Here is a 14,734-nt window from a genome sequence, read left to right on the forward strand (position 1 = left end):
GCGGCGCCTCGTTCCGTTTCCGGGAGAAACGCCATGGGATCAGGGACTTACGCTTGGCAGGATAGCACCACGCGTTGCAGGGTGGCGTGCGCGAAAAGCTTGGCGTTCAGCGGATGGGTGGCCAGGGCGCGCTGCCGCGTCAGCCAGCGCGCGGCTTCGGCCACGCGTGCCTTGTCCATACGCGCGGCAACCTGGGCAACGCCCGCCGCCAGCGCCGGAAAGTAGCGCACCGGCGCCGCCGCGCTGGCCAGCATTAGATCGGTATAAACGCGTTGCAACGCATCGATCCATTCACTGGCCGGCACCTTTTCCAGCAATTCGGCCAACGTGCCGACATCAGGCGACTGGCCCTGCGCAAGCGGGCCGATCAGCTGTGACAACCACGGCGGACATGGTGCGTCGCCCGCCTGCGCCAGGCGCAGCGCGGCCAATGGCGCGCCGCCGGCTGCCGCCAGCCATTCCTTCGCGGGTTCAACGTTCTGCCCGCGCAGCCATTGCAGCGCGGTATCCGGATCCGGCGCCGGCAGCGGCAAACGCCGGCAGCGCGACACCAGCGTCGGCAACAGGCGGTCCGGGGCGTCGGCCACCAGCAGGAAGACCGTATGCGGAGGCGGCTCTTCCAAGACCTTGAGCAACGCGTTGGACGACACCACGTTCAGCGCGTGCGCCGGATACAACAGCGCCACGCGCCACCCGCCCCGGTGCGTCGCGGTGTTGAACCACGACTCCAGTGAACGGATCTGGTCGATGCGGATTTCCTTGGACGGCGCACGCTTGGCGGGTCCGGTGGCGGGTTCGGCGTCTTCAGCCGGTTCAGCGGCGTCAGCCCCCTCTTCCACGGCCACGGCTTCGGGACGGATACGGCGCAAGTCGGGGTGGTTGCCGCTGGCAAACCAGGCACAGGCCGCGCAGTGACCACAAGCCAGGCCGTTCTCGGGCGTCTCGCACAGCAGGCTTGCGGCCGCGGCGATCGCGAAGTCCAGTTTGCCGATGCCGGCCAGGCCGTGCACCAGCCAGGCATGGGCGAAACGGTCGCGATTGCCCAGCCAGGATCGCGCCGTGTCCATCTGCCAAGGCAGGAATTGGGGTGCGCTCATGCGTCGGCAGCCAGCAGTGCGCGCAGCCCGGCTTCCAGTTCCGTGCGGATCTGTTCGATGGACTGCGTGGAATCCACGATATGGATGCGGCCGGGGTCGGCCTTCGCGCGGGCATGATAGGCCTCGCGGGTGCGCTCGAAGAACGCCGCGCCCTCACGTTCGAAACGATCCGGTTCGCGCGCATCGGCCAACCGGGCACGCGCCACATCCAGCGGCACATCGAAGAGCCAGGTGCGGTCGGGCTGGCCCGCCTGCATCCATGTTTCCAGCACGGCAATGCGCGCAGCGCCCAAGCCGCGCCCGCCGCCCTGGTAGGCGTAGGTGGCGTCGGTATAGCGGTCGCACACGACCCACGCGCCGCGCGCCAGCGCCGGTTCGATCACCTGGCGCGCATGCTCGCAGCGGGCCGCGAACATCAGCAGGGTTTCGGTGTCCAGCCCCATGGTGTCGGTCAACACCAGGGCGCGCAGCTTCTCGCCCAGCGGCGTGCCGCCGGGTTCGCGCGTGGACACCACCTCCACGCCCTGGCCGCGCAAAAAGTCCGCGATCCAGACGGTGTGGGTGCTCTTGCCCGCGCCGTCCACGCCCTCAAGCGTAATGAAGCGTCCGCGTGAGGTCATTGATCTTGTCCTTGTTCTGTTTCGGAGTGCGTATCGGAGTTGGCGTCAGTGGCCTGGCCAGCATCGGCGGGCGCCGCGGCGGGTGCGCCCGCAGGCGCCGGCGCGGCAGCAGGCGCTGGCACCGCCGCCGGACGCACGGTCTGGCCCTGGCCCAGGATGTACCGGGAGACATTGCGATTATGTCCCGACAGGTTCTCCGCGAATTCGCTGGTGCCGTTCCCCCGCGACACGAAGAACAGGTACTTGTGCTGCTCGGGCTGCACCGCGGCCAGCAGCGCCGCCCGGCCCGCCGCCGCGATCGGCGTGGGAGGCAGGCCCGGCCGGGTATAGGTGTTCCACGGGGTATCGGTTTGCAGGTCGCGCTTGCGGATCCGCCCCTGGTAGTTCTCGCCCATTCCGTAGATGACGGTGGGATCGGTCTGCAGCAACATGCCGATCTTCAAGCGGTTGGTGAACACGCCGGACACGCGGCGGCGATCGGGGCCGTGGCCCGTTTCCTTTTCGATGATCGACGCCAGCACCAGCGCCTCGTAAGGGGTAGCCACCGGCAGGTCGGACTGGCGCTTGGCCCAGGTGTCCTGCAGGATGCGCTGCCCTTCCTGATAGGCGCGGCGCAGCAGATCGTAATCGGTGCTGCCGGGCGTGAAGACATAGGTGTCGGGGAAGAACAGCCCCTCGGGGTGCTTGATGTCCGAGCCCAGCCGTTCCATCAGCGCTTCATCGCTGACGTCGCCCAAGGTCTGCTTGATATCCGGATTCTCGCGCAGCGCCTGGCGGATCTGGCGGAATGTCCAGCCTTCCAGGAAAGTGATCTGGCGCTGGGTCATGTCGCCGCGCGCCAGCCGCTCCAGCAACAACAAGGGCGTATCGCCGTTGATGGCCTGGTACCCCCCGGCCTTCATCAGCTTGTCCTGTTCCGTCAGGCGCGCCATCCAGACAAAGCCGGGTTCCCACATGGGTACGCCGACCGCATTGAGCGCGCGCGCGACCGTGCGCGGGCTGCTGCCCGGGTCCACTACAAAATCGATCCTGTCGGCCGGTAACTGCATGGGCCGGTGCATCCAGCTCCATGCGGCGCCCACGGCCGCCGCGGCGGCAATCACGATGAGCAGGAATGACCACAAGACGTAAAAACGGAGTCGCTTCTTCATAAGTCCCAGAAGTTTAATGGATCGGGCGGAACTGTCGCGGCAAAAGTGGGGCCGGGGTGCCCCGCGCTGCCCTGCGGCCATCGGGGGCTTGCCCCCTGCCGCAAGGGGAAGACGGCTATCATCTGCACTTTGATGTTGCGATAACACCGCCGCCATGCACGCTTTCTACACTTCGATCCCTGTCCGCGCGGAAGGTTGCGCGCAATGCGCGCCGCTGGATGATTTTGTCGTCTTCAGCGCTTCCGGCGCCGATGCCCTGCCCTTCCTGCACGGCCAGCTGACCCAGGACGTCACCGGTCTGCCCGCCGACGCCGCCCGCCTGGCGGGCTATTGCACCGCCAAGGGCCGCCTGCTGGCCACCCTGGTGATGTGGCGCGCCGCCCCCGGCGCGGAAGACGGCCCGCATCTGTATGGCCTGGTGCGCCGCGACCTGTCGCAGGCCCTGCTCAAGCGCTTGTCGATGTTCGTGCTGCGGGCCAAGGTCAAGCTGGCCGCCGCCTCCCTGAACGTTGCAGGTGTCCAGGCATCGCCCGCAGAGGCCGCCGCGCTGGAAGCCGTGACCGGCGCCTTGCCCCGCGCCGCCTGGCAGCGCGCCGACCTGCCGTCCGGCACCTGGATCGCGGCCCCATCGGCCGACGGCCGCCTGCGCTGGTGGTGGATCGCCTCCGACGAACAGCTGGACCAGGCCGCTCCGCTGGCTGCCGCACTCGGCCTGGCGCCCGCGTCACAATGGCAAGTGGCCGACCTGGCCGCCGGCATCCCCTGGATCGCCACGGCCACGCAAGACGTCTTCATCCCGCAGACCGTCAACCTTGAACTCATTGAAGGCGTGAGCTTCACCAAGGGCTGTTATCCCGGCCAGGAAGTCGTGGCGCGCAGCCACTATCGCGGCACCGTCAAACGCCGCATGGCTTACGGCACCGTCGCCGACGCCAGCCTGCAAGCCGCGGCGCTGGCTGGCGTGGACGTGTTCGACGCCACCCAGCCTGGCGAACCGATTGGCCGCGTCGTGGATGCCGCCAGTGACGCCGGCGTGGCGTCCGTCCTGTTCGAAACCACGCTGGCCGCCTTGCCCGAAGGCGATCTGCGCCTGGGCGCGGCGGACGGCCCCCGCATCGCCACGGCGCCCCTGCCGTACTCGATCACGCCTTAAGACGTTTCTCCGTTCGGCGCCGGCCCTACACGGCCACGCCGAACAGCGCGCCCACGGCGGCCGTCGCCGCCATCGCCAACGCTCCCAGTACCGTCACGCGCAACGCGGCCGGGCCTTTGGGCGCGCCCCCGGCGCCAGCCGCCAAGGCGCCAAGCGCGGCCAGGCAGGCCACCGACGTGCCGATCACCCAAGGGATCAAGTGGGGCAAAGGCGCGGTCGCCGCCACCACCAGCGGCAATGCGGCGCCCCCCGCGAACGACGCCGCCGAAGCCATCGCGGCTTGCACGGGCTGCGCCCGGTTGTGGATCGAAATGCCCAGTTCGTCACGCGCGTGCGCGTCCAGCGCGTCATGACGGGTCAACTGGCGCGCCACCTGTCCCGCCAGGTCGCGCGTCAGGCCACGTCCCACATAGATGTCCACCAATTCCGCCAGCTCTTCTTCCGAGTTGCCTTTCAGCGAACGCTGCTCGAGGCGCAGGTCCGCGGCCTCGGTATCGGCCTGCGACCGCACCGACACGTATTCGCCTGCCGCCATCGACAGCGCCCCCGCCACCAGGCCGGCCAGGCCCGACGTCAGGATGGCGCCATGCGTGGCCTGCGCCGCCGCCACACCCGTGATCAGGCTGGCGGTGGAGACAATGCCATCGTTGGCGCCCAGCACAGCGGCGCGCAACCAGTTGCTGCGGAAAATCCGATGATGTTCTTTTGAAGGCATTGCGCGGTACCCAAACGGCGCGTGACAGGTGCGGCATGCGCCCGGCCGCCAAGGCCGGACGCGCACCGCGCCGCATTCATCGCGGCGTCACGCGTACCGCGGTAAGCAAGCCTATCACGCACATCGTGGCCTGCTCGCCTTCGTACGCATGTACTTCGACCTGGCAGATGGACAGGCGCTTGCCCGGCTTCACCACCCGGCCGCTGGCGACAAAGCGGTCGCCCTTGGCCGGCGCCAGGAAGTTCATCTTGAACTCCGAGGTCAGGACGTCTTCGCCGGGCCCGAATAGCGTGTATGCGGCATAGCCGCCCGCGCTATCGGCGATCGTCGTCGAAATGCCCGCATGCAGGAAACCGTTCTGCTGGCACAGGTCGGCGCGGTAGGGCAGCACGATGTCCACCCTGCCCGGCTCCACCACGTCCAGCCCGGCGCCCAGCAGCCGCATGATGCTTTGCTGGTCGAAACTGGCCTTGACCCGTGCGGCCGGGTCGGACGGCGCGTGATGCCCGGCCATGTCAGTCCTGCTCGCGCTTGACCAGGTTGACGATGCTGGAGAAATCCAGCTTGCCCGATCCGCCCGAGCTATGCAGCGAATACAGGTTACGCGCCAGTTCGCCCAACGGGATGGAGGCGCGCGCCGACAGCGCCGCCTCGGCCGCCAGGCCCAGGTCCTTCAGCATCAGGTCCACGCCGAAGCCGCCCGCATAGCCCTTCGAGGCCGGCGCATGGTCCATGACGCCCGGCCATGGGTTGTAGAGTTCGGTGGCCCAGTTGCGGCCCGAACTCTTGGCAATGATGTCGGACAGGACCTTCGGGTCCAGGCCGTTGGCCACGCCCAGCGCCAGCGCCTCGGACGTGCCCGCCATCAGGATGCCCAGCAGCATGTTGTTGCAGATCTTGGCCACCTGGCCGGCGCCTGCGGGGCCTGCGTGGAAGATGTTCTTGCCCATCTTCTCCAGCACAGGGCGCGCGCGCTCCAGTGCGGCGCCCTGCCCGCCGACAATGAACGTCAGCGTGCCAGCGGCCGCGCCGCCGGTGCCGCCCGACACCGGCGCGTCGATCATGGCGATGCCGCGCACGTCGGCCGCCTGCGCCACCTTGCGCGCCGAATCCGGCGCGATGGTGCTGCATTCGATGACCAGCGCGCTGGTCGGGATCTTGCCCAGCAGGTCCTCGCCCAGATACAGGCCTTCCACGTGCTTGCTGGCCGGCAGCATCGAGATCACCACGTCGGCGCCCTTGACCGCTTCGGAGGCGGATGCTGCCGCCTTGGCGCCAGCGTCGGTCAGCAGCTTGACGGCGGCCGGCACCAGGTCGAACACCGTCAGGCTGTGGCCCGCCTTGACCAGATTCAATGCCATGGGCGCGCCCATGTTGCCCAAACCGATAAACGCGATACTGCTCATGATGTCTTGTCTCCTGTTGCTATTGCTGTAGGTATGGATTCATCGTGACCTGCATGACGGAAATCTTGGGTGGCCGGTCCGCAGTGCGTACCGGCCGGCGCGTCAACGCCCTTCCTGGCCCAGATCGGCCAGGGGATGCGGCTCGCCTTCGGGCCACGGTTCTTCAAAGAACTTCTGCACCCAGGCATCGGTCGCCATGTCCATGACAGCCGGATTCCAGCGCGGGTTCTTGTCTTTGTCGACCAGCAAGGCACGGATGCCTTCGGCGAAATCGCCGTGCGCCGTGCAGGCCAGCGCGGCGATGTATTCGGTGCGGAACACGTCGTCCAGCGACCGCAGGCGCGTGCGCTGCTGCAAGGCGAACGCCAGGCGCACCGAACCCGGCGAGCCCGCCAGCATCGTCGTCGCCGCGCGCGCCAGCCAGGGATCGGCGTGGTCTTTCAAGAGCGCCACCTCTTCGTAGATCTCGTCCAGCCGATTGCCGTTGCACAGGTTGTTGATCTGGAACGAGTGCTGGCGCAGAGGGCCCGGGTCCAGCGGCGTCTGCGGCTCCAGCGCGGTCAACGCGCGGCGCAGCAGGCCATCATTCAACGAACGCGGCGCCAGCGACGTTTCCGTCGCGCCCGCGCCCTGGCCGGCCCAGGGTTGCTCTTCCAGCGACGTCAGCAGCTTCGGCCAATCCGCGTGGTTCAAGCGGAAATCCGCCAGACCCGCGAAGAAGGCGTCAGCGGTGTTCACGTGCGCGCCCGTCAAGGCCAGGAACAGGCCGATGCGGCCCGGCATGCGGTTCAGCAGCCAACTCCCGCCCACGTCCGGGAACAGGCCGATGGATACTTCCGGCATCGCCAGCCGCGAGGTCTCGCTGACCACGCGATGGCTGGCGCCCATCATCAGGCCGATACCGCCCCCCATGACGATGCCATGGCCCCAGCACAGCACGGGCTTCGGATAGGTATGGATGCGGTAGTCCAGCCGGTACTCGTGCTCGAAGAAGCGGCGCGCATACGCGTTGCTCCAGCCGCTCTTGCCCTGATTCTCGCCCATGCTGCGGTACAGGCCGTGCAGGTCGCCGCCCGCGCAGAATGCCTTCTCGCCGGCGCCTTGCAGCACCACCAGGGCCACGCCCGGATCGCGCGCCCATTCGTCCAGGCGCGCCGCCAGCAAGTCCACCATTTCCAGCGACAGGCCGTTCAGGGTCTGCGGCGCATTCAGCGTCGCGATCCCAAACCGCATGCCGTTCGCCGCACTTCTTTCTTCGAACAATACCGGTGCATTCATCATCTTATGTCGGCTCCTTTTTCCAACAATTGGCGGGCAATGATCACGCGCATGATCTCGTTGGTGCCCTCCAGGATCTGATGAACGCGAGTATCGCGCACCAGACGCTCCAAGGGATAGTCCCGCAAGTATCCGTAGCCGCCATGAATCTGTTGCGCGTCCAGGCAAATCTGGAAGCCCATATCCGTCGCGAAGCGCTTGGCCATGGCGCAGTAGGTCGCCGCATCCGGCGCGCCCGCATCCAGCTTGCAGGCAGCCAGACGCACCATCTGGCGCGCCGCGACCAGATGCGTGGCCATGTCGGCCAGTTTGAACTGCAATGCCTGGAATTCCGCCAGCCGGCGGTTGAACTGCCGGCGCTCGTCCATATAGCGGCGGGCGGCGTCCAGGGCCCCCTGCGCCGCGCCGACCGAGCAGGTGCCGATGTTGATGCGGCCGCCATCCAGGCCCTTCATGGCGATCTTGAAGCCCTCGCCTTCCTGGCCCAGCAGGTTGCCGGCCGGCACGCGCACGTTCTCGAACGTGATGGGGCGCGTGGACTGGCTGTTCCAGCCCATCTTCTCTTCCTTGCGGCCGTAGCTGATGCCCGGGGTATCGGCCGGCACCGCGAACGCGCTGATGCCGCCCGCCCCTTCGCCCCCGGTGCGCGCCATCACCACCAGCAGATCGGTGTCGCCGCCGCCCGAAATGAAGGCCTTGGCCCCGTTCAAGACATAGTCGTCGCCGTCGCGCTGCGCCCGGGTGGACAGGGATGCGGCGTCGGAACCGGCGCCGGGCTCGGTCAGGCAGTACGAAGCCAGCTTCTGGCCACTGGCCAGTGCTGGGCCCCAGGCCTCGCGCAACGCGGGCTGTCCCCACTTTCCGACCATCCAGGTCGCCATGTTGTGGATCGTCAGGAATGCGGTCGTCGACGGGTCCACCGCGGCCATTTCCTCGAACACCAGCGTGGCGTCCAGGCGCGGCAGCCCCAGCCCGCCGATTTCTTCACTGGCATAGATGGCGCAGAAACCCATCTCGCCCGCCCGGGCGAAGGCTTCGCGCGGGAAAATACCTTCGGCGTCCCAGCGCGCCGCATGGGGCGCCAACTCGCCTTCGGCGTAGTCGCGGGCGGCCTGCGCGAACGCGCGCTGCTCGTCGGTCAGTTCCAAGTCCACAGCCTGTCTCCTGTTGTCATCGGTATTGTCTGTTGGCGTTGCTGCCGCCTCGTGAACGTCAGCCGGTCGATTTTGACATGACGTTAACGTAAACGTAAGTGCGAACCGTGTTTATGTTACGCCGGATGCCACCGGCCGATTTGTCTTATTGATGACAATGTAGGCGGCGCCCCAGGACGCGCCAAGCGGCCCGGGCGCCGCAGGGGCGAGGGTTACAGCAGACCCGCGGGGCGCACCCTGCCGTTTCTGGCCGTTTTGGCGCGGCGGTGTTCCGCGCGGCGGCGGCGCGACTCTTTGGGATCGAAACTCAGCCCGCGGTAGATCTCCACGCGGTCGCCGTCCGCCAGCCTGGCTTGCGGCTCGGTCGCGCGGCCGAAAATCCCCACCCCGCGTTCCCACGGCTGCACAACGGGAAAGGCCTGGGCAAATCCGCTGGCGGCCAACGCGTCGGTTACCGTCGCGCCCTCGGGCAACTGGATTTCACGCAGCCACACATGGCCCGGCAGGGCGTAGCAGACGCTGATGTTCAACAGCGCCGCGCCGGCGGATTCATTCCCCATACTTGGCCTGCGCCCGCTTGGTGAAGGAATCGATGAAGCTGGTCGCAATGCGGTTGAACACGGGCCCCACCACCATTTCCAATGCGCGATTGGAAAACGCGTATTCCATGGTGAACAGCACCTTGCAGGCGTCTTCGGCCAGCGGCTGGAATTCCCAATGCCCGATCAGGCTGGAGAAAGGACCATCCACCAGTTCCAGGTCGATCCGGTCGGGATACACGTGGGTGTTGCGCGTGGTGAAGCGCTGCTTCATCCCCGCGAAGCTGATCAGGATAGAGGCCTGCATGCCGTGTTCATCGCGGGTCTGCACCTCGGCGCCGCCACACCACGGCATGAACTCGGGGTACTTTTCCACGTCGGCGACCAGATCGAACATCTGGGCGGCGCTGTAAGGCACCAGGACGGATCGTTGTACTTTGTGCATCGACTATCGCAAATGGCTAGAATGGCAAGATTTTACCGGCACCGCACGACCTGGGCCTAATAACGGGAAAAGCGCGGCGTGGCACGTCCAACCCGGCCCCGCCAGTCAGCCCCCCGAAAAGACCCGCAAAGCCCCCAGGCAAAAAAGGCGTTATGAGCATTATCGACAATCGCAAGGCCACGCACGACTATTTCATCGAAGACCGCTACGAAGCCGGCCTTGTCCTGCAAGGCTGGGAAGTCAAGGCGATCCGCGATGGCCGCGTGCAGCTCAAGGAAAGCTACGTCATCGTACGCGATGGCGAACTGTACCTGCTGGGCATGCACGTCAGCCCGTTGCCGACGGCCTCCACCCATATCCACCCCGACGCCATGCGCACGCGCAAGCTGCTGCTCAAGGCCGAGGAAATCAGCAAGCTCATCGGCAAGGTCGAGCAGCGCGGCTACACGCTGGTGCCGCTGAACCTGCACTACAAGAACGGGCGCATCAAACTGGACTTCGCCCTGGGCCGCGGCAAGAAGATGTTCGACAAGCGCGATACCGCGCGCGAAAAAGACTGGCAGCGCGAGAAAGAACGCATCATGAAGCACGACACGCGGGCCCCTCGCAAAGACAAGGCCGACTGAGTTCAGGCGGCGGCCGCCAACGCGGCAGGCTCGGCCTGCCCGCCCAGCCCCACGATGCGGTTGCGCCCCGCCGACTTGGCTGCATAGAGCTTGCGGTCGGCCTTTTCGAAGAAGACCTGCAGGCTCTCGCCGGGCAGCCATTCGGCGATGCCCGCGCTGAACGTGTATGAAATGGTGCTGCCACCGTGCGAACAAGGCGTTCTGTGCACGGAATCCAGCAGCCGCCCCGCCACTTCCATGACGGCATCGCCGCGCATATCCGGAAACAGCACGCCGAATTCTTCGCCGCCCACGCGGCCGACGTGGTCGCCCGTGCGCAGCGTGGCCGTCGCCAGCAAGCCGAAATGCCGCAACACCGCATCGCCCGCCGCATGGCCGTGCGTATCGTTGATGGCCTTGAAGTGGTCGATGTCCAGCAACAGCAGGGTCAACGGCCGGCGCATGCGCAACGCCTGCGCGCAATAGCGCTCCGCCTGCATCCACCACGCCTTGCGCGACATCAGGCCGGTCAGGAAATCGGTATTGGCTTCGTTCTCGCGGTCGGCCAGCATGCGGTCGTGGATAACCATGATGGTGCCCAGCGTCAGGCAAGGCATCACCAACACGCCCAGCGTCAGATAGGCAATATTCCATACGCTGGGTTCAAGCAGGGTCTGCGGCGGCACCAGGTGCAGCAGGTGGGCGCCGGCCCGCACGGCGCAGATCGCGGCCGACACCATCGCCACCGACCACACGAAACGGTAGCTATAGCGCGAACGGTGCGTCGGCATGTTGCGCTGCACGGTGAACGCCACGGCCAGAAGAAACCCCATCTGCAGCAGCGACATCGCCACGATGCGCGGCCCGACTTGCCAATCCACGTACGTATAACCCAGCAGCACCCCCAGCGCCGCCAGGCAACCCAGCGTCATCAGGTGACGCGGCACGCCAAGCCCCATCAATCGCCGCACGCCCGTGTAGTACGAACAGAGCGCAAGCGCGATGGCCGAGTTCGGCACGATGACGGACAGCCACAAGGGCGCCGCCGTGCTCTGCAGGCCAAACGTAAAAAACGCCAACAGCGTGAGCAAGTTGGCGCGTATGGTTTCGCGAATGCCGGCCATGCCGCTACGCGCCAGGGATCCCAGCACGCACAGGGACAGCACTCCCGCCAGCCCTGCTATCAAAAGCAAATTCACGGGAGCGATCATGGCCAGGGCGCCGCAAGGCGCGGTGTCAAGTGTTGCGCGTGGACTTCACAATGGTCATGGCGGAAGCAATCATGCCGCCCACGTCCGCCAGGTTGGCCGGCAGGATCAGCGTATTGCCTTCCTTGGCCACATTGCCGAACGCCTCGACGTAGCGCTCGGCCACCTTCAGGTTCACGGCCTCCATGCCGCCCGGATGCCGCACGGCGTCGGCGACTTGCGTGATGGCCTTGGCGGTTGCTTCGGCGATCGCCAGCACGGCGGCGGCTTCACCCTGCGCCTGGTTGATTTGCGCCTGCTTTTCGCCTTCCGAACGGGCGATGGCAGCTTCACGCTCGCCGGTGGCGATGTTGATCTGTTCCTGGCGGCGGCCTTCCGAAGCCGCGATCAGCGCGCGCTTTTCACGTTCCGCGGTGATCTGCGCCTGCATCGAACGCAGGATCTCGTTGGGCGGCGTCAAATCCTTGATCTCGTAGCGCAAGACCTTCACGCCCCAGTTCAGCGCCGCCTCGTCCAGCGACGACACGATGTTGCTGTTGATGGAATCACGCTCTTCGAAGGTGCGGTCCAGTTCCATCTTGCCGATGACGGAACGCAAGGTGGTCTGCGCCAGCTGCGTGATGGCCGAGATGTAGTTGGACGAACCGTAGGATGCGCGCATCGGGTCCGTCACCTGGAAGTACAGCACCCCGTCGACCTGCAATTGCGTATTGTCGCGCGTGATGCAAACCTGGCTCGGCACGTCCAGCGGAATTTCCTTCAGCGAGTGCTTATACGACACGCGCTCGATGAACGGGATGACGAAGCCCGCGCCGGGCGACAGGACGCGGTCGAACTTGCCCAGGCGCTCGACCACCCAGGCGTGCTGCTGGGGAACGATGGCGATCGACTTGATGACGATCAGGATCGCCAGCGCGACGACGACGAGCAGGACGATAGTGGAAGTATCGATCATGATGTAAAGCCTCTCCTGGAGTAAGTGCGAGGGCGCCTTTACCTGCCGGCAAGGGTGCCCGCTGCGGGCTGCGCCTGGCGCAAGCCGGTTCTATTGTGCCGAGCCCGGCGTGCCCCGGGGGGTCAGCACCAGGATCGAACCACGCAGTTCGGTAATGATGTGTTCGCCGGCGCGCGGCGTCTGGCCGTGGGCCAGCTCGGCCTGCCAGTGCGCGCCTCGATACCAGACGCGCGTAGTGCCCTGGTCGGACCAGGCTTCCACCGCCACCGTCTGGCCAATATCCAGATTGACGTCGGCATTGCGGGCCGAATTGACCTCGCGCTTTTTCAGGACGCGTGTTTTGCGTAGCAGCAGCAAGCCCAGCAGCAGCACGACGCCGCACGCCACCAGTTGCCATTCCAGGCCGGCGCCCAGCCAGGCGGCAACGCCCGCGGCCGCCAATCCCAGGGCCACCAGCAGCAAATAGAAGGTCCCCGTCGCCAGTTCCCCGATAAGGGCCAGCGCGGCCAGTCCCAGCCAGATCCACATAGTCTTAAGGTCGCCTGAAAGGATGAGTCGTGAGCGGATTGTACGTATTTCCGGGACGCAACGGGGCCGTATGGCGTCCTCGTGAGCATTCGCACTGGATTATGATGTGCGTAGATGCCGCGGTCCCATCCGGATCGTCGGCATCCGCCCCTTCCACGCACAAGCTTCCATGACCGCTGCAATATCTTCCGCCCTACCCGTCCTGATCCTGCACACCGGCGATCCGGACGACACGCTTAAAAGCCAGTTCGGCGGCTATGCCGAACAACTGGCGCAAGCGGCCGGCCTGGCCACGGACGCCGTTGAAGTCGTCGCCGTGCACGAAGGCCAGCGCCCCCAGGCCCCCGCCCGCTATCGCGCCGCCCTGATCACCGGCTCGCCCGCCATGGTCACGGACAAGGAACCCTGGAGCGAAGACACCGCCGCCTGGCTGCGCGATGCCGCCACGGCCGGCCTGCCCATGTTTGGCGTCTGCTACGGTCACCAGTTGCTGGCGCACGCACTGGGAGGCAAGGTCGGCTATAACCCCGCCGGCCGCGAAGTGGGCACGCAAACGGTCGAACTCCTGCCGCCCGCGGCGGGCGACAAGCTGCTGGCCGGCCTGCCGCCCACCTTCCCCGCGCAAATGCTGCACGCCCAGACCGTGCTGCAACCGCCGCCAGGCTCGGCCGTGCTGGCGCGCTCGGACCTGGACGAGCATCAAATGATCCGCATCGGCCGCAACGTGTTTTCCACCCAGTTCCACCCCGAATTCGGCCCGGACTTCGTCCGCGCCCACCTCGAGCGCTACGGCCGCCGCTACGCCGCCGAAAATCTCGACATTCCCGACCTGTCGGCCAATGTTCGCGCGACGCCGGTGGCGGGCGGGTTGCTGCGCCGGTTCCTTGATGTCTACGCGCCTGCCTGACCGGGCCTGCCCGCACGCAACATCCGGAGTGCGACGTCCGGATGCCTTTGAGACCATGGGGTCATCGCGCATCTGACCATGCGCCCGACAGGAGTCCCGTATGAGCCCAGCCGCAGCCCCCTTGAGCAAACAGCATGCCGCCGCCGTCGAGCGCGCCTGCCGCGCCCTGGAGGCCGAGCAGCCGCCCGATCTGTCCACCCTGGCGGAACAGGCCGGCATGAGCCGTTTCCATTTCCACCGCATCTTCAAGGCCGCCACGGGCATCACGCCCAAGGCGTATGCCAATGCCCTGCGCGCCAGCCGCGCGCGCCAGCAGCTCAAGCAAAGCGCCAGCGTCACGGACGCCATGTACGAGGCCGGCTTCAATTCCAGCGGCCGCTTCTATGAAGCCGCGCCGGCCATCCTGGGCATGACCCCCACCGCCTTCCGCAGGGACGGCGAAGGCGTGGATATCCGCTTCGCCGTGGCCCAATGCTCGCTGGGCGCGCTGCTGGTCGCGGCCAGCAGCACCGGCATCTGCGAAATCGCCCTGGATGCCGACCCCGAGCAATTGGTCCGCAACCTGCAGGACCGCTTCAAGGCGGCCCGGCTGATCGGCGCGGACACGGAATTCGAAGCCTGGGTGGCCGCCGTGGTGGGCTTCGTCGAAGACCCTTCCCGTGGCCTGGACCTGCCACTGGACGTACGCGGCACCGCTTTCCAGCGCCGCGTCTGGGAAGCCCTGCGCGACATTCCCGCCGGCACGACCGCCACCTACACCGACATCGCCGAACGCATCGGTTCGCCGCGCGCCGTGCGCGCCGTGGCCCGCGCCTGCGCCACCAACAACATCGCGCTTGCCATTCCCTGCCACCGCGTCGTGCGCACCGACGGCTCGCTGGCCGGCTACCGCTGGGGCATCGACCGCAAACGCGTGCTACTGGCTCGGGAAGCGCAAGCGGCCTGATCTTGCCGTAACCCCGGCGCTTGTCCG

The 14,734-nt window shown here is 66.7% G+C and carries 17 protein-coding genes; 4 read left to right on the plus strand and 13 right to left on the minus strand.

Going from position 1 to position 14,734, the window contains the following annotated elements; translation table 11 throughout:
- Positions 1–47: 47 nt before the first annotated feature.
- Genes holB through mltG form a run of 3 tightly spaced genes read right to left on the minus strand, consistent with a single transcriptional unit; the run spans position 48 to position 2,868 of the window.
- Entirely contained in the window at positions 48–1,097 is a 1,050-nt protein-coding gene (gene holB / locus CQ050_RS25815) for a DNA polymerase III subunit delta' (RefSeq protein WP_105559674.1), read from the minus strand.
- Positions 1,094–1,717 carry a dTMP kinase gene (gene tmk / locus CQ050_RS25820; RefSeq protein ID WP_105559675.1) on the minus strand — a complete coding sequence of 208 codons (624 nt, stop codon included), beginning with the start codon at positions 1,715–1,717 and terminating at the stop codon, positions 1,094–1,096. Before tmk ends, holB begins: the two co-directional genes overlap by 4 nt.
- Positions 1,714–2,868: an endolytic transglycosylase MltG gene (mltG, locus tag CQ050_RS25825; RefSeq protein ID WP_105559677.1), complete on the minus strand. Its 1,155-nt coding sequence runs from the start codon at positions 2,866–2,868 to the stop codon at positions 1,714–1,716. Before mltG ends, tmk begins: the two co-directional genes overlap by 4 nt.
- A gap of 154 nt (positions 2,869–3,022) precedes the next feature.
- On the opposite strand from mltG, the gene CQ050_RS25830 reads away from it, so the two are divergent.
- A complete protein-coding gene (locus CQ050_RS25830) occupies positions 3,023–4,021 on the plus strand; it encodes a folate-binding protein YgfZ (RefSeq protein ID WP_105559678.1) in 999 nt (332 codons plus the stop codon).
- 25 nt (positions 4,022–4,046) lie between these two features.
- On the opposite strand, the gene CQ050_RS25835 is transcribed toward CQ050_RS25830, so the two are convergent.
- From CQ050_RS25835 to CQ050_RS25865, 7 genes are all read right to left on the minus strand, one after another.
- On the minus strand, positions 4,047–4,736 hold the full coding sequence (locus CQ050_RS25835; RefSeq protein WP_105559679.1) for a VIT family protein: 690 nt from the start codon (positions 4,734–4,736) through the stop codon (positions 4,047–4,049).
- 76 nt (positions 4,737–4,812) lie between these two features.
- A complete protein-coding gene (locus CQ050_RS25840; RefSeq protein ID WP_105559681.1) occupies positions 4,813–5,250 on the minus strand; it encodes a PaaI family thioesterase in 438 nt (145 codons plus the stop codon).
- A gap of 1 nt (position 5,251) precedes the next feature.
- Positions 5,252–6,142, minus strand: coding sequence for a 3-hydroxyisobutyrate dehydrogenase (gene mmsB / locus CQ050_RS25845; RefSeq protein ID WP_105559682.1), 891 nt, complete (start codon positions 6,140–6,142; stop codon positions 5,252–5,254).
- Between the two features lie 102 nt (positions 6,143–6,244).
- Positions 6,245–7,420, minus strand: coding sequence for an enoyl-CoA hydratase/isomerase family protein (locus CQ050_RS25850; protein WP_105559684.1), 1,176 nt, complete (start codon positions 7,418–7,420; stop codon positions 6,245–6,247).
- Entirely contained in the window at positions 7,420–8,574 is a 1,155-nt protein-coding gene (locus tag CQ050_RS25855; protein WP_105559686.1) for an acyl-CoA dehydrogenase family protein, read from the minus strand. The genes CQ050_RS25850 and CQ050_RS25855 overlap by 1 nt, the downstream gene beginning before the upstream one ends.
- A 212-nt stretch (positions 8,575–8,786) precedes the next feature.
- Positions 8,787–9,134: an RnfH family protein gene (locus tag CQ050_RS25860; RefSeq protein WP_105559687.1), complete on the minus strand. Its 348-nt coding sequence runs from the start codon at positions 9,132–9,134 to the stop codon at positions 8,787–8,789.
- Positions 9,124–9,558 carry a type II toxin-antitoxin system RatA family toxin gene (locus CQ050_RS25865; protein ID WP_105559689.1) on the minus strand — a complete coding sequence of 145 codons (435 nt, stop codon included), beginning with the start codon at positions 9,556–9,558 and terminating at the stop codon, positions 9,124–9,126. The genes CQ050_RS25860 and CQ050_RS25865 overlap by 11 nt, the downstream gene beginning before the upstream one ends.
- Positions 9,559–9,710: 152 nt before the next feature.
- Here CQ050_RS25865 and smpB point away from each other — a divergent pair, with 152 nt between their 5' ends.
- Positions 9,711–10,184: an SsrA-binding protein SmpB gene (gene smpB, locus CQ050_RS25870; RefSeq protein WP_105559690.1), complete on the plus strand. Its 474-nt coding sequence runs from the start codon at positions 9,711–9,713 to the stop codon at positions 10,182–10,184.
- A 2-nt stretch (positions 10,185–10,186) separates the two neighbouring features.
- On the opposite strand, the gene CQ050_RS25875 is transcribed toward smpB, so the two are convergent.
- The 3 genes from CQ050_RS25875 to CQ050_RS25885 all read right to left on the minus strand — a co-directional run bounded on the left by CQ050_RS25875 (position 10,187) and on the right by CQ050_RS25885 (position 12,854).
- The gene (locus CQ050_RS25875; protein ID WP_105559691.1) at positions 10,187–11,374 is read right to left on the minus strand and encodes a GGDEF domain-containing protein; all 1,188 of its coding nucleotides are present in this window, start codon (positions 11,372–11,374) and stop codon (positions 10,187–10,189) included.
- Between the two features lie 25 nt (positions 11,375–11,399).
- A complete protein-coding gene (locus CQ050_RS25880) occupies positions 11,400–12,326 on the minus strand; it encodes an SPFH domain-containing protein (RefSeq protein ID WP_105559693.1) in 927 nt (308 codons plus the stop codon).
- Between the two features lie 90 nt (positions 12,327–12,416).
- Complete coding sequence (locus tag CQ050_RS25885; RefSeq protein WP_105559695.1) at positions 12,417–12,854, minus strand: NfeD family protein; 438 nt, start codon at positions 12,852–12,854, stop codon at positions 12,417–12,419.
- 169 nt (positions 12,855–13,023) lie between these two features.
- On the opposite strand from CQ050_RS25885, the gene CQ050_RS25890 reads away from it, so the two are divergent.
- Positions 13,024–13,761: a glutamine amidotransferase gene (locus CQ050_RS25890; protein ID WP_105559696.1), complete on the plus strand. Its 738-nt coding sequence runs from the start codon at positions 13,024–13,026 to the stop codon at positions 13,759–13,761.
- A 100-nt stretch (positions 13,762–13,861) separates the two neighbouring features.
- Positions 13,862–14,707 (plus strand): bifunctional transcriptional activator/DNA repair enzyme AdaA, encoded by an 846-nt coding sequence (locus tag CQ050_RS25895; protein ID WP_105559697.1) that lies wholly within the window; start codon positions 13,862–13,864, stop codon positions 14,705–14,707.
- Positions 14,708–14,734 lie beyond the last annotated feature (27 nt).

The sequence above is a fragment of the Achromobacter sp. MYb9 genome (assembly GCF_002975275.1).
Lineage (GTDB): Bacteria > Pseudomonadota > Gammaproteobacteria > Burkholderiales > Burkholderiaceae_B > Achromobacter.

What these genes read in the sequence shown, in the direction of transcription:
- holB (WP_105559674.1), bottom strand. Translation starts at nt 1,097, where the DNA reads ATGAGCGCACCCCAATTCCTGCCTTGGCAGATGGACACGGCGCGATCC.
- tmk (WP_105559675.1), bottom strand. Translation starts at nt 1,717, where the DNA reads ATGACCTCACGCGGACGCTTCATTACGCTTGAGGGCGTGGACGGCGCG.
- mltG (WP_105559677.1), bottom strand. Translation starts at nt 2,868, where the DNA reads ATGAAGAAGCGACTCCGTTTTTACGTCTTGTGGTCATTCCTGCTCATC.
- CQ050_RS25830 (WP_105559678.1), top strand. Translation starts at nt 3,023, where the DNA reads ATGCACGCTTTCTACACTTCGATCCCTGTCCGCGCGGAAGGTTGCGCG.
- CQ050_RS25835 (WP_105559679.1), bottom strand. Translation starts at nt 4,736, where the DNA reads ATGCCTTCAAAAGAACATCATCGGATTTTCCGCAGCAACTGGTTGCGC.
- CQ050_RS25840 (WP_105559681.1), bottom strand. Translation starts at nt 5,250, where the DNA reads ATGGCCGGGCATCACGCGCCGTCCGACCCGGCCGCACGGGTCAAGGCC.
- mmsB (WP_105559682.1), bottom strand. Translation starts at nt 6,142, where the DNA reads ATGAGCAGTATCGCGTTTATCGGTTTGGGCAACATGGGCGCGCCCATG.
- CQ050_RS25850 (WP_105559684.1), bottom strand. Translation starts at nt 7,420, where the DNA reads ATGAATGCACCGGTATTGTTCGAAGAAAGAAGTGCGGCGAACGGCATG.
- CQ050_RS25860 (WP_105559687.1), bottom strand. Translation starts at nt 9,134, where the DNA reads ATGGGGAATGAATCCGCCGGCGCGGCGCTGTTGAACATCAGCGTCTGC.
- CQ050_RS25865 (WP_105559689.1), bottom strand. Translation starts at nt 9,558, where the DNA reads ATGCACAAAGTACAACGATCCGTCCTGGTGCCTTACAGCGCCGCCCAG.
- smpB (WP_105559690.1), top strand. Translation starts at nt 9,711, where the DNA reads ATGAGCATTATCGACAATCGCAAGGCCACGCACGACTATTTCATCGAA.
- CQ050_RS25875 (WP_105559691.1), bottom strand. Translation starts at nt 11,374, where the DNA reads ATGATCGCTCCCGTGAATTTGCTTTTGATAGCAGGGCTGGCGGGAGTG.
- CQ050_RS25880 (WP_105559693.1), bottom strand. Translation starts at nt 12,326, where the DNA reads ATGATCGATACTTCCACTATCGTCCTGCTCGTCGTCGTCGCGCTGGCG.
- CQ050_RS25885 (WP_105559695.1), bottom strand. Translation starts at nt 12,854, where the DNA reads ATGTGGATCTGGCTGGGACTGGCCGCGCTGGCCCTTATCGGGGAACTG.
- CQ050_RS25890 (WP_105559696.1), top strand. Translation starts at nt 13,024, where the DNA reads ATGACCGCTGCAATATCTTCCGCCCTACCCGTCCTGATCCTGCACACC.
- CQ050_RS25895 (WP_105559697.1), top strand. Translation starts at nt 13,862, where the DNA reads ATGAGCCCAGCCGCAGCCCCCTTGAGCAAACAGCATGCCGCCGCCGTC.